The following is an 18,478-nucleotide window of genomic DNA, read 5'->3' on the forward strand; positions in this document are numbered from 1 at the left end:
CGCTCGGCCTGATTGTTCATCTCGCACGGTTTGCATTAATCGACGATTGTGGTGAGGGTCGATGATTTGCAACGCGCTCCGTGAGCGTGTTCTGCTGCTGCGCTCACTGGCCGCGGCCGGGCGAGGTCTGCTGGTGGGGATTGTCGCGATGACCGGCATCGCGAGCTCATGCCGGCCGTCTCCGCGATCGCGCTGGCCACGCTGGTGGACAGGGCGGCAGGCGGGCCGGACGCGGATGTTCTGGCCAGGGCTCTGGTGCCGCTGGCGGTCTTCGGTGCCGCCTTGCTGCTCGGGCACGTGCTGGAGGTGGTGGAAGAGCCGTTGTTCTTCCTCGCCACCGCGCGGATCGACGGCGCGCACCGCCATGCGCCCCACGCCGCTGCTGTTCGTCCTCGACGAGCCGACCGCCTCACTGGACGCCCCCAGCGAGCACGCCATCTTCACCCGGTACATGGCACGCGCTCGCGAACTGGCGGCACGGACCGGCGCGGTGACCGTCGTGGTGTCGCACCGGTTCTCCACCGTGGCCGACGCGGACCAGATCCTGGTGCTCGACAACGGCGAGCTGGTCCAGGCCGGCCCACACGACGAACTGCTCGCCGGTGGGGGTCGTTACGCCGACCTGTACCGCGCTCAGGCCGACGCCTACGCCGCGCCCGGCTACATGAACGGGTGATTCAGCGGGGGCCGGTCGACGGCCAGCCCGGTCCCCGCCCCCGACGGCGCAGGTACCGCTCGAACTCCGCCGCGATGTCGTCACCGGAGGCCTCGGTGATCTGGATGGCCGCGTCCCCGCGTTCCTCCAGCGCGCGCACGTAGTTGCGCACGTCCTCGTCCTCGTCGGCCATCTCGGTGACCGTGCGCTCCCACTCCTCGGCCTGCTCCGGCAGCGCGCCGAGCGGGACCTCGATGTCGAGGACCTCCTCCACCCGGTGCAGCAGGGCCAGCGTGGCCTTGGGGGACGGCGGCTGCGACACGTAGTGCGGCACCGCGGCCCAGAACGAGATCGCCGGGACGCCCGCCTGCACGCACGCGTCCTGGAAGACGCCGACGATGCCGGTGGGGCCTTCGTACTTCGAGTGCTCCAGCCCGAACTTCGCGGCGGCCTCCGGGTCGTACGCGGTGCCGGTGACCGGCACGGGCCTGGTGTGGGGCGTGTCCATGAGCAGCGCGCCCAGCGTCACCACGGTCGTCACCCCGAGAGCTTCGATGTGTCCCAGCAGCTCGGCGGCGAACTTGCGCCACCGCATGTTCGGCTCGATGCCGTGCACGAGGATCACGTCGACCGACGAGCCGGGAGGCCGGCACACCGAGAGCCGCGTCGTCGGCCAGTCGACCCTCCTGGTGACACCGTCCACCATGCGGACTGTGGGTCGCGTCACCTGGAAGTCGTAGTAGTCGTCCGGGTCGATCTCGGCGAGCGGGGTGGCGTCCCAGGTGAGTTGCAGGTGCTCGATGGCGGTGCTCGCGGCATCGCCCGCGTCGTTCCACCCTTCGAAAGCACAGACCATGATCGGACTCGTGAGCGGTTTGCGCGGGTTCGAGGGGGTCGGGGATTCCTGGGACGGATCGTTCACGGCGCCAGACTACGGCCTCACCTGTTCAACTCATCGTAGGCTTGGCCCATGCGTGATCGCGGAGAGTCGCCGTTCCTGGAAGCGCTGGTGAACCGTGTTGTCGTCGCTGACGGCGCCATGGGCACCATGCTTCAGGCTGCTGACCTCTCTCTGGACGACTTCAACGGTCTGGAGGGGTGCAACGAGATCCTCAACGTGACACGGCCAGATGTGGTGAAGGCCGTGCACCGCGGTTATCTCGAGGTGGGCGTGGACGCCGTTGAGACGAACACGTTCGGCGCGAACCTCGCGAACCTGGCCGAGTACGACATCCCGGACCAGATCTTCCACCTGTCCGAACGGGGTGCCGCGCTGGCCCGTGAGGTCGCGGACGAGTTCAGCACGTCCGACCAACCGCGGTTCGTGCTGGGAAGCGTTGGTCCCGGCACGAAGCTGCCGACGCTGGGCCACGCGCCGTACGCCACGTTGCGCGACGCATACCAGGAGCAGTGCAAGGGCCTGCTGGTCGGCGGTGTGGACGCGATCATCGTGGAGACCTCGCAGGACCTGCTGCAGACCAAGGCGTCGATCATCGGCGCCAAGCGCGCGATGGCGGCGGAGGGCCGGGTCGTCCCGATCATCGCCCAGGTGACCGTCGAGACGACCGGCACGATGCTGCTCGGCTCGGAGATCGGCGCCGCGCTGACCGCGCTGGAGCCGCTGGGCATCGACCTGATCGGCCTCAACTGCGCCACCGGTCCCGCCGAGATGAGCGAGCACCTGCGGACGTTGTCCAAGCACGCCCGCATCCCGCTGTCGGTGATGCCGAACGCCGGTCTCCCTGAGCTCGGCCCGAACGGCGCGGTCTACCCGTTGTCGCCGGAGGAGCTGGCGCAGGCGCTGGCCGGGTTCGTGCAGGAGTTCGGCACGCGGCTCGTCGGCGGCTGCTGCGGCACGACGGCCGAGCACCTGCGGCAGGTGGCCGAGGCGGTGCGCGATCTCGGGCCGTCCCGGCGCAGGCCGCGTCCAGAGCCCGGTGTGTCCTCTTTGTACCAGGCCGTTCCGTTCAAGCAGGACGCCTCGGTGCTGATGATCGGCGAACGCACGAACGCCAACGGCTCCAAGGCATTTCGCGAGGCGATGCTGGCCGGGAAGTGGGAGGACTGCATCGAGATCGCGCGCGACCAGACGCGCGAGGGCGCCCACCTGATCGACCTCTGCGTCGACTACGTGGGCCGCGACGGCGAGGCGGACATGCGCGCGCTGGCCTCGCGGCTGGCGACCGCGTCGACGTTGCCGATCATGCTGGACTCGACCGAGCCCGCGGTGCTGCAGGCGGGCCTGGAGTGTCTCGGCGGCCGTTGCGCCGTCAACTCGGTGAACTACGAGGACGGCGACGGCCCGGACTCCCGCTTCCAGAAGATCATGCGGCTCGCCTCGGAGCACGGCGCGGCGGTCGTGGCGCTGTGCATCGACGAGGAAGGTCAGGCCCGCACCAAGGAGTGGAAGGTCCGCGTCGCCGTCCGGCTGATCGAGGACCTGACGAAGAACTGGGGCATGCGGGTCAACGACATCATCGTCGACTGCCTGACGTTCCCGATCTCCACCGGCCAGGAGGAGGTCCGCCGCGACGCCGTCGAGACCATCGAGGCGATCCGCGAGCTCAAGCGCCGTTATCCGGACGTGCAAACGACTCTGGGCCTGTCGAACGTCTCCTTCGGACTCAACCCGGCCGCGCGCCAGGTGCTGAACTCCGTGTTCCTGCACGAGTGTGTCCAGGCCGGCCTGGACACCGCGATCGTGCACGCGTCCAAGATCGTGCCGATGGCCCGCATCCCCGACGAGCAGCGCGCCGTGGCGCTGGACCTCGTCTACGACCGCCGCCGCGAGGGCTACGACCCGCTGCAGAAGCTCATGGAGCTCTTCGAGGGCGTCACGACGAAGTCGAACTCCGCCTCGCGCGCAGAGGAACTGGCCGCGCTGCCGTTGTTCGAACGGCTGGAGCGCCGGATCGTCGACGGCGAGCGCAACGGCCTGGAAGCGGATCTCGACGCCGCGCTGGAGCAGCGCCCGGCGTTGCAGATCATCAACGACACGTTGCTCGCGGGCATGAAGACGGTCGGCGAGCTGTTCGGCTCCGGCCAGATGCAGCTGCCGTTCGTGCTGCAGTCCGCCGAGGTCATGAAGGCCGCGGTCGCCCACCTCGAACCGCACATGGAGCGCTCCGACGACGGCGGCAAGGGCCGGATCGTGCTCGCCACGGTCAAGGGCGACGTCCACGACATCGGCAAGAACCTCGTCGACATCATCCTGTCCAACAACGGCTACGAGGTCGTGAACATCGGCATCAAGCAGCCGATCAACGCGATCCTCGAAGCCGCGGAGGAACACCGCGCGGACGCGATCGGCATGTCCGGCCTGCTGGTCAAGTCGACCGTGATCATGAAGGAGAACCTCGAGGAGATGAACTCCCGGGGTGTCGCCGCGCGGTGGCCGGTGCTGCTGGGCGGCGCGGCGCTGACCCGCGCGTACGTCGAGAACGACCTGACCGAGATGTACCTCGGCGACGTCCGCTACGCCCGCGACGCCTTCGAGGGCCTGCGGCTGATGGACGCGATCATGGCGGCCAAGCGCGGCGAGGCGCCGCTGGTCGACCCGGAGGCTCGGGCCAAGGCCGCGGAACGCAAGGCACGCCGCGAACGTTCGCTGCGCATCGCGGCCGCGCGCAAGGCCGCCGCCGAGCCGGAGGAGTCGTTCCCGGGCCGCTCGGACGTGGCGTCCGACAACCCGATCCCGACGCCGCCGTTCTGGGGCAGCCGCGTCGTGAAGGGCATCCCGGTCGCGGACTACTCGGCACTGCTGGACGAGCGTGCGACGTTCATGGGCCAATGGGGCCTCAAGGGCACGCGCGGCGGCGGCCCGACCTACGAGGAACTGGTCGAGACCGAAGGCCGCCCGCGTCTGCGCTACTGGATGGAACGCCTTGCCACAGAAGGGGTTCTGGCCCACGCGGCGGTCGTCTACGGCTACTTCCCGTGCGTCTCCGACGGCGACGACCTGGTGATCCTGCAAGAGCCCGCTGCCGATTCCCCCGAGCGGTTCCGGTTCACGTTCCCGCGCCAGAAGCGGGATCGCCGGCTGTGCCTGTCGGACTTCTGGCGTTCGAAGGAGGCCGGTGAGGTCGACGTCATCGCGTTCCACCTCGTGACGATGGGCCAGCCGATCGCCGACTACGCCAACGAGCTGTTCGGCAAGAACGCCTACCGCGAGTACCTGGAGGTCCACGGCCTCGGCGTCCAGCTGACCGAAGCGCTGGCCGAGTACTGGCACAAGCGCGTCCGCGAGGAGCTCGTGTGGCCGTCCGGCGAGTCAGTGGCCGCCGAGGACCCCTCCGACGTCGAGGAGTTCTTCCGCCTGGGCTACCGCGGCGCTCGCTACTCGTTCGGCTACGGCGCCTGCCCCGAGATGGAAGACCGCAGGCGCATCGTCGAACTGCTGGAGCCCTCGCGGATCGGCGTCTCGCTGTCCGAGGAACTCCAGTTGCACCCTGAACAGTCCACCGACGCCTTCGTGGCGCACCACCCGGAGGCGAAGTACTTCAATGTCTGACCTGCAAGCTGTGCTGTGGGACATGGACGGCACGCTGCTGGACTCCGAGAAGCTCTGGGACATCCCGCTCTACGAGTACGCCGAGAAGCTCGGCGGGGTGCTCTCGCTGGAGACCCGTGAACGCATGGTCGGCACCAACGTGCCCACGACGATGCGCCTGCTGTTCGCCGACGTCGGCATCGAGCCTTCCGCGGCCGACCTGGCCGACGGCGCCGCCTGGATCTCGCGCCGCACCGAGGAGGTGTTCCGGGCTGGTCTGCCCTGGCGTCCGGGCGCTGCCGACGCTTTGCGGGCGGTGCGGTCGTCGGGCGTGCCGATGGCGTTGGTGACGTCGACCGAGCGTTCGCTGACCGAGGTCGCGCTGGACACGATCGGGCGGGACCTGTTCGACGTCACGGTGTGCGGGGACGAGGTGGACGGGCTGAACAAGCCTCTGCCCGAGCCGTACCTGAAGGCTGCGCGCCTGCTGGGCGTTGATCCGGTCCGCTGCGTGGCGATCGAGGACTCGCCGACGGGCGTGGCCGCCGCCGTGGCTGCCGGCTGCACCGTGCTGGTGGTGCCGTGCGATGTCGAGGTGGGGTCGGGGGAGCGGCGGATCTTCCGCGACTCCTTGGTGGGCGTGGACCTGGACGTGCTGAAGGCGCTCTGACCGGTCCGGTGGCTCAGAGATCCCCTGAGCCACCGGACTCGCTCGTCTCAGCCGACGGCTTCCACGTACCAGTCCTGGTTGGCACGTCCATGGGTGTTCATCAGGTGAAGCCGGTAGCCGAGCCCGGCGGTGTAGTAGAGCTGCTGGTCCAGCACCTTGTCACACAGATGCGCACGCCACATGCAGACGACGCCGTGCGAAGGCGGTACGGAGAACGCCCACGCCTGGTTGGGGCTCTTGTTGCAGTCGTAGAGGTGGATGATGTTGCCGTGCACCACTCCGCCGCGGTCGTGCGCGTCCAGGCACCTGCCGGCGGCGTTGCGGACCTCGTTGAAACCGGACGGGAAGCTCGGGTTGGCCGACCCGAAGAGCCACCTCTGATAAATGCTGTCGCTGCAGGGCACCATCGCCATCGCCGTACCGATCGCCGGCGCGGTTCTCGGGTCCGCCTGGAGGCACTCACCGGGCCGTTCCATGTTCCTGATCCGATACGTGCCGACCGGTACGGCCGCCGGCGCCACGGCGGACGACGCATCAGCCGCCGCAAGGCCGGGGCTGCTCGCCACGACCAGCCCGCTCACCGACATGAGCAGAGTGGCGGCGACTGCCGCCAGCCGCTGTCGAACTGACATGGAGGACTCCTTCACCGGACCAGTGGAATCAGGCCACCTCGGCGAGGTCGCCGACGCCTCCATGCTGGCAATCGCAACTGGACAACCATTGGACGGCGACGGTCGCCCCACTGGTCCAGCCACTCGGAGCCGGTGAGGGTGGCCGCGCGCACGGCCACCCCCAGGCCATCAGGCGATGGCCGCCTTCTCGGCGGCCCTGGCCCTGCGCGTGGCCGGATCGATCAGCAGGCCGAACACCACGCCGAGACCGACGTAGAGCGTGGCGAGCTGGGCCAGTGAGCTGAGGCGGAACTGCCACAGCACGTTCACCGGCATGTCCGAGGGAATCGTGTCCGGCGGCGCGGGGAACGCGAGCAGCACCACCGCGACGGCCGCGACCACCGCGAGCAGCACCGCGGTGACCCGCACCGGCTGCGTCCGCGTCCGCAGCCGCTCGGCGAGCCAGCTCGCACCCCACACGATCACCAGACCGGCCGCCACCACACCGAGGTAGAGCGCGGTCCGGTAGTTGACCGTCTCCGGGTCGCCCACGGCAGGCGGGTTGGCCGGGTACTTGATCCACGGCAGCAACGCCACCGCGCCGAACACCGCGGCACCGAACGCGAAGCTGCGGCTGAACGGCGTGCGGTCGACGAACCACCGCTTCGACAGCGCGTAGGCCGTGGCGAACACCAGGCCGACCGCGATGCCGACGATGACCACGCCGAGCATGCCGCCCACGACCTGGGCGCCCCTGCTGACCAGCTCTTCCTCGCCGTGCGAGTGGGCGTGGCCGTCACCGGAGGGTTCCCGGGCCTCCTCGACCGCGAGCGCGGCCCGAATCGGAATCTCGGTCACCAGCAGTTGCACGAGCGCGGAGGCGACACCGGCGATGCCGCCCGCCGCGATTCCGCGCAGCGCAAGGGACTTGTACGTCGTCGTCATGTGCTTGAACTGGAGATCAGATCAGTGGCACGGGACGCCGAGCGCGTGACGGCCGTCGTGGAAGAACTCGTGCAGCAGCTCCGAGCTCGCACCGAGCGCGAGGCCGTTCTCCTGCAGGACCAGGTAGGTGACGATCAGGCCGAGCAAAGCGACGGCGAAGGCCCATTTGGGCACGCGGACGGCGGACAGATGTGCTGCGGGGCTCGTCATGACGGGCTCCTCCATACCTCGTGGAAGGTCAACTCTCCTTGCGGCGCCGCAGCCGGTCTCCTGACTCCCGGATCAACGCTGCCCCCGCGTCTTCCCAGCGCCCTCTCGGGTACCAGTGACGTTCTCGGCGGGGATCGCTTCCCGGTCACAGTGGCGAGGACCGCGCCGGATTTTCACCGGCTTCCCGTCACTGCGGCGCGTGCACCGTAATTTGAGCCGGCGCTCAAGCACAACCGGCCATTGGAGTTGTTGCGTTCCTCACTTCACGAGTGGGCAGTCGCCACACTTTCCACCAGCGGCGACGCGGTAGTAAAGGCAGCAGGACCGACGCCGGAACGTGACCTCACCGGGGAAGCTCAGAAATTCCCCCGCCTGTTCGAACGGCGGCGCGCTCATCAGTCGTTCGCCGCGTTCTTCCGCTTCCTCGGCGGTGAGCATGCGTGCGCGGACAACCATTTTGAGCGCGCCCGCGATGTTCGACATCGCGTTGCCCCACAACAATCCGCGCGCCACCGGAGTCACCCCCTGGATCGCCTCCACGACGGGTTCGAGCGCCTGCGCGGCGGGCGGGCCGAGACGGGGTTCGTCGATGCGGACGCTCAGGCCGTTCGTGATGTCGTGGTGCCACCACAGGTTTTCCGGCCTGATGTCGATCGGGATGTTCGCGGCCGTGAGCGGGCTCAGCAGCCGCGCGGTGTAGCTGAGGAAGAACAGGCTCGCCGCGACGCGTGGTTCCTCCGCGTTGTACCGGGTCGCGATGGCGTCGATCGTGGTTCTGAGCGCGGGGCCTTCGAGCAGCGCCGTGCCCGGCAGCCACGTCTCGTCCGGGCGGCCCACGTCGAGGGCGAAGAACGGGTTGATGCCGCGCACCCGGCGCAGTGATTCGAGCACTTCGGCGAACTCCGACACGAAGTTCACGCTACTGGGTGTCCATGCAGGACAGATCACGTCCACGGCGTGGGACAGATGTGACCGTGGTGTGGACCCGTGTCCGGGAGATGGGAGGATATCCTCCCGTGAAGACCTTCGACTCCCTGTTCGCCGAACTGACCGAACGAGCCGCCACCAAGCCGGAGGGTTCCGGCACCGTCGCAGCGCTCGAGGCCGGCGTCCATGCGCAGGGCAAGAAGGTGCTGGAGGAGGCGGGCGAGGTCTGGATCGCCGCCGAGTACGAGTCCGACGAGAAGCTCGCAGAGGAGATCTCGCAGCTGCTGTACCGCCTCCAGGTGCTCATGCTGGGCCGCGGCCTGACCCTCGACGACGTTTACAAGTACCTCTGACGGAGACCCTCACATGCTGCGCGTTGCAGTCCCGAACAAGGGCGCGCTCACCGAACGCGCCTCCGCGATGCTGACCGAGGCCGGCTACCGCCAGCGGCACGAGTCCCGCGACCTGACCGTGCTCGACCCCAACAACGACGTCGAGTTCTTCTTCTTGCGTCCCAAGGACATCGCGATCTACGTGGCGTCCGGCGACCTCGACCTCGGCATCACCGGCCGCGACCTCGCCGCCGACTCGGGTGCCGACGACAACGGCTCCTCGGTCGAGGAGCTGCTGGCGCTGGGCTTCGGCGGGTCGACCTTCCGCTACGCGGGGCCCAAGGGCAAGGACTGGAAGGTCGAGGACCTGGAGGGCAAGCGGCTCGCCACCGCGTACCCGAAGCTGGTCAACCGCGACCTCAAGGCCCGCGGCATCAGCGCGAAGGTGATCCGTCTCGACGGTGCCGTGGAGATCTCGATCCAGCTCGGCGTGGCCGACCTGATCGCGGACGTCGTGGGCTCCGGCCGGACGCTGCGCCAGCACGACCTGGTGCCGTTCGGCGAGCCGATCTGCGAGTCCGAGGCCGTGCTGGTGCACCGCGCGGGCTCCGAGCTGACGGCGGCCAAGAAGCAGCTGACGGCCCGCCTGCAGGGTGTCGTGTTCGCGCAGCAGTACCTGATGCTCGACTACGACTGCCCGCGGTCGCTCCTGGACGACGCCGTCGCACTCACCCCTGGCCTCGAGTCTCCGACGGTAGCCCCGCTGGCCGACGAGAACTGGGTGGCCGTGCGGGCGATGGTGTCGCGCCGCGACGCCAACCGGGTGATGGACGAGCTCGCCGCGATCGGCGCCAAGGCCGTGCTGGCGTCGGACATCAGGTTCTGCCGCCTGTGATCCTGGAGCACGCCGTCCTGGACGTGGTGCCGGGGCAGGAGACCGACTTCGAGTGGGCGTTCGGCGAGGCGCGGGAGCTGATCTCCGCCTCGCCGGGCTTCCTCGGTCTCGAGCTGCTGCGGTGCCTGGAGACGCCGTCGCGGTACCTGCTGCTGGTGCGGTGGGAGTCGGTTGAGGCGCACACCGTGGGCTTCCGCCAGGGGCCGTCGTACGAGCGCTGGTCGTCGTTGCTGCACCGGTTCTACTCGCCGTTCCCGGTGGTGGAGCACTACGCGAGCGCGCTGAGCACCTCGGCGTCCGTCGTCTGATCGAACCTGTCGTACCACCGGCTGACCGCGCCGAAGTTCCGCGGGACGAGGACCGCCACCACGGGGGTGTCGAACGTCGTCATCGACTCCCTCGCGGCGACCGGGACCGCGAGGACGAGGTGCTGCGGCGCGTGCAGGGCGACCCAGTGCAGCGCCGCTCTGGCCGTGACGCCCGTCGCCAGCCCGTCGTCGACGACGATCACGTCGCGGTCGCTGATGTGCGGCGGCGGCCTGTCCCCGCGGTAGAGGGCGGTGCGCCTGGCGGCCTCCTGGCGTTCCTCGTCGCAGGTGCGCGACAGCTGTTCCTCGGTGAGGTTCAGCGCCCGCAGGACGGCCGGGTCGTAGATGGGTTCGCTGTTCGCCGTGACCGCGCCGACCCCGTACTCGGGATGACCGGGCGCCCCGATCTTGCGCGCCACCACCACGTCCAGCTCCGCGTCGAGCTGGTCCGCGACCTCCTTGGCGACCGGGACCCCGCCGCGCGGCAGGCCCAGCACCAGCGGGTCGCGCCAGGCGTGGTCCGCGAGTCGCGCCGCCAGGGCGCGGCCCGCCTCCTGCCGGTTCGCGAACCTCTTCACAGTGCCGTTGACGGTACGCCTCGGCCGCGCCGGCGGTGCACCTTCTCGTCGGCCGCCGCCAGCCAGAAGAACAGCGGTGGCAGCACCACCTCGAGCACGGTGAGCGGGATCTGGAACCGGTGTGGCTGCCCGTGCACCGCCATCGACAGCAGCCGGCCGAACGCCCCGATCGCGAACACGGCGAGCCACCTGATCGCGTTCGCCGGGATCGGCGACTGGCGGGCGGCCCAGATCCACGCCGGGCCGTAGCCGAGGAAGATCGCGTTGTAGAAGCGCTCGCGACTGTCGACCGTCGCCCCGGCTCCCGCCTCACCCGGTACCGAGTCGATGCCCAACAAGACGTGGTACGCCCCGATCAACACACACGCCACGCCCATTGCCCACGAGAGCCATCGCAGCGTTGCGGCCATTGAGTCGCCCTTTAGTTGACACGTGTCAACTAAGCTCTCCGTGTGAGACTCACTCCGGCCGCCCGCCGCGACCAGCTCCTCGACGTCGGCGCCGCGCTGTTCGCGGCGAAGCCCTACGACGAGGTGCTCATGGAGGAGGTCGCCGAGCGCGCGGGCATCTCGCGCGCCTTGCTGTACCGGCACTTCTCCAGCAAGCGCGACCTCTTCGCGGCCGTCCACCAGCGAGCGGCGGACCAGCTCCTGGTCGAGGTCGGCGACCTCGGTGCCGGACCGCTGGCCGAGCAGGTCGCGGCCGGCCTCGACGCCCACTTCGAGCACTTCCTGGCGAACCGCAACCTCGTGCTAGCCGCGAACCGAGTGCTGGCGAACGACCCGGTGGTGCAGGCCGTGATCACCGGCGAGTTCGCCGTGCTGCAACGCCGCCTGCTCGACGCGGCAGGGGTGGACGGGCCGCTCGCGTCCGCCGCCGTCATGGCGTGGCTGGGCTTCGTGCGCGTGATGTGTGTGGAGTGGCTGGAGCACGACGTTTTCGACCGGGTCGAGTTGCGCGATTTGTGCGTCCGCGCATTGCTCGGGGCACTCGCTGTTCCGTCAATCCCTCATTCGGCCTAGCGAATTGGTGTATCCGGCGGGCGCATCCTTGCCTCATAGATTGCACTACCGAGGAAAGGGTGGTGGCTGCGATGGACGGCTGCCGCGGGATCGTTCCGTTAGCGCTCGCGTTGGTTCTGGCCGGATGTGGCAGCGGAGCCCTGTCCGGGCCCGGTGACACTTTCGTCGAAACCACCACGACCACGACTGAGACGACTCAGGAAACCACGACCACCACGCCTCCGAAGAAGACAACTACCACCACGCCGAAACGGCAGTACGGCTGGAACCTGCCGTCGGGTCCGAGGTCGCCGACCACCAACGAGGACGTGATCTACACGCGGCTGGTGGAGAAGGCCTGCGATCAGGCGCAGCAGGAACTGGACCGCACCTGGAGCGGCCTGCAGACACCGCGCAACGCCCCGCTGTACCAGGCGGCGGTCGACCTCTGCGGTGGCAAGGCCTCCGCTGCCCGGTCGATGTTCGCCAAGGCGGCCAAGCTGGGGCTCGCGATGCATCAGGGTGACGGTGGCTCGGCCGAGTGCGATTGCGCCGTCCTGAAGGCCGTGCGCAGCGTGCTCGATCAGGTGCCGCAGGACTCCGTGCGCTGCACCCCCGGCACGCCGCCGCGCTGGCCCACCAACGACCCGTTCGCCAAGGACGATCCACGCACGGACGTCGTCGAAGGCAGGACCACCACCACGACCAAGACGACGACCAGCACTACGACGACCACGAGCTCGTCGTGAAGACGCCCAAACACCTGCCGCCCAGGCAGAAGCGGCCCGAGCCGGTGGACCAGGGCGAGGTGCTGCGCAAGGTCGGCGCGGTGCTGGCCAACGTCACGGTGATCACCGGCCTGCTGGTGGCGTTCGGCTGGAAGCGCAGCGACACGCAGTCCCGCGCGCTCGGCATCGAGAGCAACATCCTCGGCATGTCCACAGCGGACTACATGCTGCGCAGCATCACGCCGGTGTTCGTGTTGCTGGCCGTTGTCGTGGTGTCCGGGCTGGTGTGGTTGTGGCTGGAGCCGCGCCTGCGGTCCGCCCTGCTGGCGTCCAAGCCGTTGCGGACAGCGCTGGCGTGGGCGTGGGTGCAGCTGCCACTGGTGGTGGTCGGCCTGGGGTACGTGTGGCCGGTGGCGAGCTTCTACACGTTTCCGCTGGCGGTCGGTGGCGGAATCCTCCTGTCCTGCTACGTGATCCGTCTGCGCGCCGGGCGCGACTGGAACTGGCCGAGGATCAGGTTGTTCGCCGCGGCCGCCGGGGTGCTGTGCCTGTTCTGGGCCGCGCTGAACTACGCGCAGGTGGACGGGCAGCGGATGGCCGACGAGTTCGCGGCGCACGCGGCGCCCTCGGTGACCGTCTACAGCCAGGAGCGCCTGCACATCTCGGCTCCCGGGGTCCGGGAACAAGCGCTCGACGGGGAGAAGTCGAGGTACCGGTACCGGTACGTGGGGCTGCGGTTGCTGGAGAACACGGGCGGCAAGTACTTCCTCGTGTCCGACGAGTGGACCAGGAACAGCGGGGTCGTCGTGGTGCTCAGGGACGAGCCCGCCACCCGGCTCGAGTTCTCCCGCTGAGTCAGCGCTCGCGCACGAACAACGCCTGTGCCGTCGTCCCCACCGGCCCTTCGACGTCGTGCACCGTGCTGGTCGCCAGCCCGGTCCCGTCCGGGCCGATGGTCGTCCGCGCGTCCATCCCGACCCATTCGCCGACGGGTTGCCGGTGCAAGTGGACGGTCAGGTCGGTGTTGATCGCGTACCACTTGCGAATGTCCACACGGGACGAGACACCGCTGGCCGAGTCGACCACGGAGAACAGGCGCTCCAGCGGAGAAGGCTCGAACCCGTCCACCACGGCGACCCGCGGGCGGGCCCACACCTGCGCGTCGCCCGGCGTGAAGATCCCGCCCGACACCGACAGCCACTCGACGGCGGCCAGGTAGCCGCCGGACCAGAAGTCCGGGATCTCCATCGGCACCGCGGAGGACGGCGGCGCCATCCCGGTCACGTCCCCGCCCGCGACGGCCGTGGTGTCCGAACCGACGATGTGCCAGGCCCGCGCGGTCAGCACCACGCGGCCCTCGTGCGACAGCGACGCGGACAGCAGTTCCACCGAGCGGCCGGGACGTTCGACCGAAGTGGACACCGTCAGCTCCGCCACGGGCACCGGGCCGAGCACCTCGAACGTCACGCGCGCGAAGGTCGGCCGCCGTGCCATCAGCGCGCGCACCAGCAACGCCGACGGCGGGCCGAGGTGCTGGCTGTCCGGGCCCCACGGGCCGACGGTGTGTTCGGTCGAGCGGAACGTGTCCTCGCCCAGCGGGCGGTAGAAGGCGGTCATCAGTCGCGGTCCTGGAGGGGCTCGGTGTCGTCCGGCTCCGGCCAGCCGGGATAGGGAGGCGGGGTGCCGTCGAACGCCGGGCAGAACGCCTTGTGGTCGCAGTAGTCGCACAGACGGCTGGGCGACGGGCGGAAGTCGCCGGTCGGGGCCGCGCGCATGATCGCCTGCCAGATGGCTTCGAGGGTGCGCTCGAAGCGGGACAGCTCGGACTCGTCCGGCGTGTAGGCCAGCGCCTGGCGGTCGGCGAGGTACATCAGGCGCAGCTGGCGGGGGACGACGCCGCGCAGGCGCCACAGCACGAGCGCGTAGAACTTCATCTGGAACAACGCCTTCGCCTCGCCCACCTCGCGGGGCGCGGCGCCGGTCTTGTAGTCCACCACGCGGATCTCACCCGTCGGGGCGACGTCCACCCGGTCGATGTAGCCGCGCAGCAGGACGCCGGACGGGAGCTCGGACTCCACCAGCAGCTCGCGCGACTCCGGTTCGAGGCGGCGCGGGTCCTCCAGTCCGAAGTAGCCGTCCAGCAGCGCGGAGGCCGACTCCAGCCACTGCGCTTCCTCGTCGGTGCCCGCCTGCTCGAACAACGAGGAGAACTCGGGGCGTTCCGCCTTCACGCGCTCCCAGGCGGGCGCGATCATCGAACGGGCGCGGTCCGGGACGCGTTCCGCGGCGGGCAGGGCGAAGAGATCCTCCAGCACCGCGTGCACCACGGTGCCGCGCACCTGCGCCTTGGTCGGCTTCTCCGGCAGGCGGTCGACCGCGCGGAACCGGTAGAGCAGCGGGCACTGCTTGAAGTCCCCGGCCCGGGACGGGGACAGGGCCGGCCGTCGCAACGTGGTGCTCATGATTGGCACCCTAGGACAGAGGTCCGACAATTCCCGGAAGCGGTACACCGCGAGATCACACCGGCGGCTCTACAGTGCACCCGTGGCCGCGCGGATCAGTGAGCGAGAGGGCGGCCTGCTGCTGTTCCGGGTGGCGGGCATCCCCGTGGTGCTCGCGCCGTCGTGGTGGATCGGCTCGGCGATCGTGGTGGCCTTCTACGCGCCGCTCGTCGACGACCTCGCGCCCGGCACGCCGCCCGGCGTCGGCCTTCTCCTCGCGGCGCTCTTCGCGGTGTTCCTGGGGCTCAGCGTCCTCGCGCACGAGCTCGGCCACTGCGTCGCGGCGCTGCGGCTCGGCCTGCCGGTGCGCAGACTTCGCCTGTACCTGCTGGGCGGGCTGTCCGAGATCATGCGCACGCCCGGCAAACCCAGCCACGAGGGCGTGGTCGCGGGCGCCGGACCCGTCGTGTCCGTGGCGCTCGCGGCGATCTTCGGCATCGGCGCGTTCGTGATGGAACCGGGCGACGTGGTGTGGGTGCTCGTCTTCCAGATCGCCGCGGCGAACGTCGCGGTGGCCATCTTCAACCTCCTGCCGGGACTCCCGCTGGACGGCGGCAGGATCGTCAGAGCAGGCGTGTGGGCTGCGACCGGGCAACGGGCGACGGGCACGCGTGTCGCCGTGGTCGGCGGTTTCGCCGTCGCCATCGCACTGGTGGCGTGGGCGCTCTACGGCGTCGCTCAAGGCGCGGAAGACCGTTGGCTGCGCTTCGGTGTGTGCGCGCTCACGGCGTGGGTCGTCGTCGCCGGTGCGAAGAGCGAGCTCGCCAGCGAACGACGCCGCACCTGGCCCGCCGGTCTCACCCTGGCCGACCTCATCCGCCCGGTGCTCCAGCTGCCCGCGGAAAGCCCCGTGGCGGACGCGCTGAGCACCTCGGCGGGGCGCGGCGTGGTGCTCGTCAGGGCGGACGGCGTCGCGGCAGGTCTGCTCGACACCGAGGCGGCCGAGAGGCTCGCCGCGGCAAGCCCGTTCGCGCCGGCGGAACAGGCCGCCGAACCGATCCTGCCCGAGACCGTGCTGCTCGCCGACGAGTCCGGCGAGGAGATCGTGGAACGCGTCCAGGGCACGGCGGCGTGGCAGTTCCTCGTCGTGGATCTGGAAGGCCGTCCGGCGGGCGTGCTGCGCAGGGAGGACCTGCGTGCGGCCATCGAGAAGGGCGTTTGACACCATTGCGCGGTGATTAGCGCAAGTGGCCCGTTCCGTCCGGGCGACCGGGTTCAGCTGACCGACCCCAAAGGGCGGCACTACACCGTCGTCCTCGAACCCGGCAAGGAGTACCACACCCACCGCGGCGCCATCCCGCACGACTCGCTGATCGGACAGCCGGAGGGCTCGGTCGTGGCCTCCGTGGGCGGCACGAACTTCCTGGCCCTGCGCCCGCTGCTGCCGGACTACGTGCTGTCGATGCCGCGCGGCGCGCAGGTCATCTACCCGAAGGACGCCGCGCAGATCGTCATGTACGGGGACATCTTCCCGGGCGCGCGCGTTCTGGAAGCCGGCGCGGGTTCCGGTGCGCTGTCGTGCTCGCTGCTGCGCGCGGTGGGGGAGAAGGGCAGCGTCCAGTCCTACGAGGTGCGCGACGACCACGCGGTCCACGCGATCCGCAACGTGGAGACGTTCTTCGGCGAGCGCCCCGGCAACTGGTCGATCACCGTCGACGACGTGAAGAACCACGAGGGCGAGGTCGACCGGGTCATCCTCGACATGCTCTCGCCGTGGGAGGTTCTGCCCACGATCGCGAAGAACCTCATCCCCGGCGGCGTCCTGGTCGTGTACGTCGCCACCACGACGCAGCTCTCCACGGTCACGGAGGCGCTGCGGGAGATGACGTGCTGGACCGAGCCCCACGCGTGGGAGACGCTCGTCCGCCCGTGGCACGTCGTCGGTCTCGCGGTGCGCCCGGAGCACCGGATGATCGCGCACACGGCGTTCCTGCTGACCACGCGCAAGCTCGCGGACGGGGTGACGGCACCGAAGCCGCAGCGCCGTCCCAGCAAGGGCTGACCTCGCCCTGGTGACGCGAAAGGGCCCCACTTCACCGAAGTGCGGGCCCTTGGCGTCAGGTCAGTTGGACTCGATCTTGTCGACGCCGCAGACCTTCCAGTCGCTGCCCTCCTTGGACAGCTTGTAGATGATGCTGCCCGAGGTGGTCTTGCCCGGCTCGGCCGGATTGACGAGCCCGGTGAGCTTCTGCGTGAACGTGCCGCTGCTGCCCGACGTCTTGACGTCGGCCACCGTGGCCGACGCCCCCGGTTGCGGTTGGCCGGACTGGGTCTTCAGCTTGGGGAACTCCGCGGCGCACACGAGGGCCTTGACGTCGTTCGGGTTGCTGTTGCCCGCGCGGACGCCCTTCAGGACGATCTTGGTGAACTCCTCGGCGACCTCCTTGGCGTCGGAGTCACCGCCGCTCGACGAGCTCTTCGACGACGGCGTGGTCGGCTTGTTGCTGCCGTTCGTCGGCTGGTTCGTGTCCGTCGACGCCGAGTTGGAGTTGCTCTTCGAGTCGTTGCCGGAGAGCAGCACCGCCGCGGTGATGCCACCGCCGACCAGCACGAGGACTCCGATGACGACGCCGATGATCATGCCGGTGTTGCTCTTCTTGGGCGGGGGGCCGCCGAACCCGCCGTAGCCGGGCTGCTGGCCGTAGGGACCGGGCTGGCCGTAGCCCTGCTGCGGGAAACCACCGCTCTGCGGCCCCTGCTGACCGAAGGGATCTTGCTGGGGCTGGCCGTACGGACCCGGCTGCTGGCCGTAACCCGGTGGCGGCTGCTGGCCGTATCCGGGTGGCGGCTGCTGGCCGTACCCGGGCTGCTGGCCGTAGCCCGGTTGCTGGCCGTAGCCCGGCTGCTGGCCAGGACCCGGTTGCTGCTGGCCGTACGGATTGGGTGGCTGCCCGTGCGGGCCGGGCTGCTGCGGCGGGTACGTCATCGAAATTCCCCCGATGTGGAAGTCGTGCTCATTCAGCTGAAATTCTGGTGGTTCGCACTCAAATGGCCGTTAGCGGGTCGTCGGGACCTTGATGTCCTTCTGGAGAGTGCAGAACTTCCAGTCGCCGGAGACCTTCTTGAACTTCCACTCGGAGTCCGCGGTCTGGTTCTGGCCGCCGTAGTTCGCGCTGACTTCGATCTTGACGGTCGCGGTGTCGCCGGAGACGGTCGCGCCCTTGTACGTCATCTTGGGCGCCGGCATCTTCTTCAGCTCCTCGGCCAGCTTCTTCTGCTCTGGCGTGGCGTTCTTCTCGAGCTCCGCGGCCTCGTCGAGCATCTCCTTGCAGGCCAGCGACTTGGCCTTGCTCTCGTTCTTGGCCGCGGCCGCGGCGATGTAGGCCTCCGCGGCCTTCTTCACGTCGGCGGTGTCGTCACCGCCGCTCGTGTCGCTGCCGCCGTTGTTCGAGTTGCCGGAGGAGCTGGAGTTGCTCTTCGAGTCGTTGCCGGAGAGCAGCACCGCCGCGGTGATACCGCCGCCGACCAGCACGAGGACTCCGATGACGACGCCGATGATCATGCCGGTGTTGCTCTTCTTGGGCGGGGGGCCGCCGAACCCGCCGTAGCCGGGCTGCTGGCCGTAGGGACCGGGCTGGCCGTAGCCCTGCTGCGGGAAACCACCGCTCTGCGGCCCCTGCTGACCGAA

22 protein-coding genes and 1 riboswitch are annotated in these 18,478 nt (G+C 69.5%); of the genes, 11 read left to right on the forward strand and 11 right to left on the reverse strand.

Annotation, left to right across the window (positions count from 1 at the left end):
* Nucleotides 1–364: 364 nt before the first annotated feature.
* The gene (locus tag C8D87_RS32290) at nt 365–676 is read left to right on the forward strand and encodes a hypothetical protein (protein WP_211337618.1); all 312 of its coding nucleotides are present in this window, start codon (nt 365–367) and stop codon (nt 674–676) included.
* Between the two features lies 1 nt (nt 677).
* Here the strand turns inward: C8D87_RS32290 and C8D87_RS32295 are convergent, their stop codons facing one another.
* On the reverse strand, nt 678–1,577 hold the full coding sequence (locus tag C8D87_RS32295) for a PAC2 family protein (RefSeq protein ID WP_112229516.1): 900 nt from the start codon (nt 1,575–1,577) through the stop codon (nt 678–680).
* Between the two features lie 48 nt (nt 1,578–1,625).
* On the opposite strand from C8D87_RS32295, the gene metH reads away from it, so the two are divergent.
* Both metH and C8D87_RS32305 read left to right on the forward strand, forming a co-directional pair.
* Nucleotides 1,626–5,165: a methionine synthase gene (metH, locus tag C8D87_RS32300; RefSeq protein WP_112229517.1), complete on the forward strand. Its 3,540-nt coding sequence runs from the start codon at nt 1,626–1,628 to the stop codon at nt 5,163–5,165.
* Nucleotides 5,158–5,814, forward strand: coding sequence for an HAD family hydrolase (locus C8D87_RS32305; protein WP_112229518.1), 657 nt, complete (start codon nt 5,158–5,160; stop codon nt 5,812–5,814). Before metH ends, C8D87_RS32305 begins: the two co-directional genes overlap by 8 nt.
* Nucleotides 5,815–5,861: 47 nt before the next feature.
* Here C8D87_RS32305 and C8D87_RS32310 read toward each other — a convergent pair whose 3' ends face one another.
* The 4 genes from C8D87_RS32310 to C8D87_RS32325 form a co-directional block, all read right to left on the reverse strand.
* Entirely contained in the window at nt 5,862–6,446 is a 585-nt protein-coding gene (locus tag C8D87_RS32310; protein WP_112229519.1) for an RICIN domain-containing protein, read from the reverse strand.
* Nucleotides 6,447–6,614: 168 nt separating this feature from the next.
* Nucleotides 6,615–7,370 (reverse strand): CbtA family protein, encoded by a 756-nt coding sequence (locus tag C8D87_RS32315; protein WP_112229520.1) that lies wholly within the window; start codon nt 7,368–7,370, stop codon nt 6,615–6,617.
* A gap of 21 nt (nt 7,371–7,391) precedes the next feature.
* Nucleotides 7,392–7,580, reverse strand: a complete 189-nt coding sequence (locus C8D87_RS32320) for a CbtB domain-containing protein (protein WP_109640378.1) — start codon at nt 7,578–7,580, stop codon at nt 7,392–7,394.
* Nucleotides 7,581–7,613: 33 nt separating this feature from the next.
* A riboswitch (cobalamin riboswitch) is annotated at nt 7,614–7,790 on the reverse strand.
* A 48-nt stretch (nt 7,791–7,838) separates the two neighbouring features.
* Complete coding sequence (locus C8D87_RS32325) at nt 7,839–8,489, reverse strand: (2Fe-2S)-binding protein (protein WP_112229649.1); 651 nt, start codon at nt 8,487–8,489, stop codon at nt 7,839–7,841.
* Between the two features lie 107 nt (nt 8,490–8,596).
* On the opposite strand from C8D87_RS32325, the gene C8D87_RS32330 reads away from it, so the two are divergent.
* From C8D87_RS32330 to C8D87_RS32340, 3 genes are read left to right on the forward strand one after another with little or no spacing between them, the layout of a single operon-like run.
* Nucleotides 8,597–8,860: a phosphoribosyl-ATP diphosphatase gene (locus tag C8D87_RS32330; protein ID WP_109640251.1), complete on the forward strand. Its 264-nt coding sequence runs from the start codon at nt 8,597–8,599 to the stop codon at nt 8,858–8,860.
* Nucleotides 8,861–8,873: 13 nt separating this feature from the next.
* Entirely contained in the window at nt 8,874–9,734 is an 861-nt protein-coding gene (gene hisG / locus C8D87_RS32335) for an ATP phosphoribosyltransferase (RefSeq protein ID WP_109640250.1), read from the forward strand.
* Nucleotides 9,731–10,042: an antibiotic biosynthesis monooxygenase family protein gene (locus C8D87_RS32340; RefSeq protein WP_109640249.1), complete on the forward strand. Its 312-nt coding sequence runs from the start codon at nt 9,731–9,733 to the stop codon at nt 10,040–10,042. Before hisG ends, C8D87_RS32340 begins: the two co-directional genes overlap by 4 nt.
* On the opposite strand, the gene C8D87_RS32345 is transcribed toward C8D87_RS32340, so the two are convergent.
* Both C8D87_RS32345 and C8D87_RS32350 read right to left on the reverse strand, forming a co-directional pair.
* On the reverse strand, nt 10,003–10,620 hold the full coding sequence (locus C8D87_RS32345) for a phosphoribosyltransferase (RefSeq protein ID WP_112229521.1): 618 nt from the start codon (nt 10,618–10,620) through the stop codon (nt 10,003–10,005). The two genes, C8D87_RS32340 and C8D87_RS32345, sit on opposite strands and share 40 nt — an antisense overlap.
* Nucleotides 10,617–11,030, reverse strand: a complete 414-nt coding sequence (locus C8D87_RS32350) for a DUF4345 domain-containing protein (protein ID WP_112229522.1) — start codon at nt 11,028–11,030, stop codon at nt 10,617–10,619. The genes C8D87_RS32345 and C8D87_RS32350 overlap by 4 nt, the downstream gene beginning before the upstream one ends.
* A 42-nt stretch (nt 11,031–11,072) precedes the next feature.
* On the opposite strand from C8D87_RS32350, the gene C8D87_RS32355 reads away from it, so the two are divergent.
* The 3 genes from C8D87_RS32355 to C8D87_RS32365 all read left to right on the forward strand — a co-directional run bounded on the left by C8D87_RS32355 (nt 11,073) and on the right by C8D87_RS32365 (nt 13,203).
* The gene (locus C8D87_RS32355) at nt 11,073–11,642 is read left to right on the forward strand and encodes a TetR/AcrR family transcriptional regulator (RefSeq protein ID WP_112229523.1); all 570 of its coding nucleotides are present in this window, start codon (nt 11,073–11,075) and stop codon (nt 11,640–11,642) included.
* Nucleotides 11,643–11,704: 62 nt separating this feature from the next.
* Entirely contained in the window at nt 11,705–12,370 is a 666-nt protein-coding gene (locus C8D87_RS32360; protein WP_146771934.1) for a hypothetical protein, read from the forward strand.
* Entirely contained in the window at nt 12,367–13,203 is an 837-nt protein-coding gene (locus tag C8D87_RS32365; protein WP_112229525.1) for a hypothetical protein, read from the forward strand. The genes C8D87_RS32360 and C8D87_RS32365 overlap by 4 nt, the downstream gene beginning before the upstream one ends.
* Before the next feature lies 1 nt (nt 13,204).
* Here the strand turns inward: C8D87_RS32365 and C8D87_RS32370 are convergent, their stop codons facing one another.
* Together C8D87_RS32370 and C8D87_RS32375 are read right to left on the reverse strand one after the other, a co-directional pair.
* Complete coding sequence (locus C8D87_RS32370; RefSeq protein WP_170166671.1) at nt 13,205–13,969, reverse strand: thioesterase family protein; 765 nt, start codon at nt 13,967–13,969, stop codon at nt 13,205–13,207.
* On the reverse strand, nt 13,966–14,811 hold the full coding sequence (locus C8D87_RS32375; protein ID WP_109640242.1) for a RecB family exonuclease: 846 nt from the start codon (nt 14,809–14,811) through the stop codon (nt 13,966–13,968). The genes C8D87_RS32370 and C8D87_RS32375 overlap by 4 nt, the downstream gene beginning before the upstream one ends.
* Before the next feature lie 82 nt (nt 14,812–14,893).
* On the opposite strand from C8D87_RS32375, the gene C8D87_RS32380 reads away from it, so the two are divergent.
* The gene (locus tag C8D87_RS32380) at nt 14,894–16,012 is read left to right on the forward strand and encodes a site-2 protease family protein (RefSeq protein WP_233440081.1); all 1,119 of its coding nucleotides are present in this window, start codon (nt 14,894–14,896) and stop codon (nt 16,010–16,012) included.
* Between the two features lie 15 nt (nt 16,013–16,027).
* Complete coding sequence (locus C8D87_RS32385) at nt 16,028–16,852, forward strand: tRNA (adenine-N1)-methyltransferase (RefSeq protein WP_211337626.1); 825 nt, start codon at nt 16,028–16,030, stop codon at nt 16,850–16,852.
* A 60-nt stretch (nt 16,853–16,912) separates the two neighbouring features.
* On the opposite strand, the gene C8D87_RS47175 is transcribed toward C8D87_RS32385, so the two are convergent.
* Both C8D87_RS47175 and C8D87_RS48105 read right to left on the reverse strand, forming a co-directional pair.
* Nucleotides 16,913–17,776 carry a hypothetical protein gene (locus C8D87_RS47175; RefSeq protein WP_112229527.1) on the reverse strand — a complete coding sequence of 288 codons (864 nt, stop codon included), beginning with the start codon at nt 17,774–17,776 and terminating at the stop codon, nt 16,913–16,915.
* Between the two features lie 69 nt (nt 17,777–17,845).
* A partial coding sequence (locus C8D87_RS48105) for an Rv0361 family membrane protein (RefSeq protein WP_233442398.1) occupies nt 17,846–18,478 on the reverse strand: 633 nt, incomplete at its 5' end.

This window comes from Lentzea atacamensis, assembly GCF_003269295.1.
Classification (GTDB): Bacteria; Actinomycetota; Actinomycetes; order Mycobacteriales; family Pseudonocardiaceae; genus Lentzea; species Lentzea atacamensis.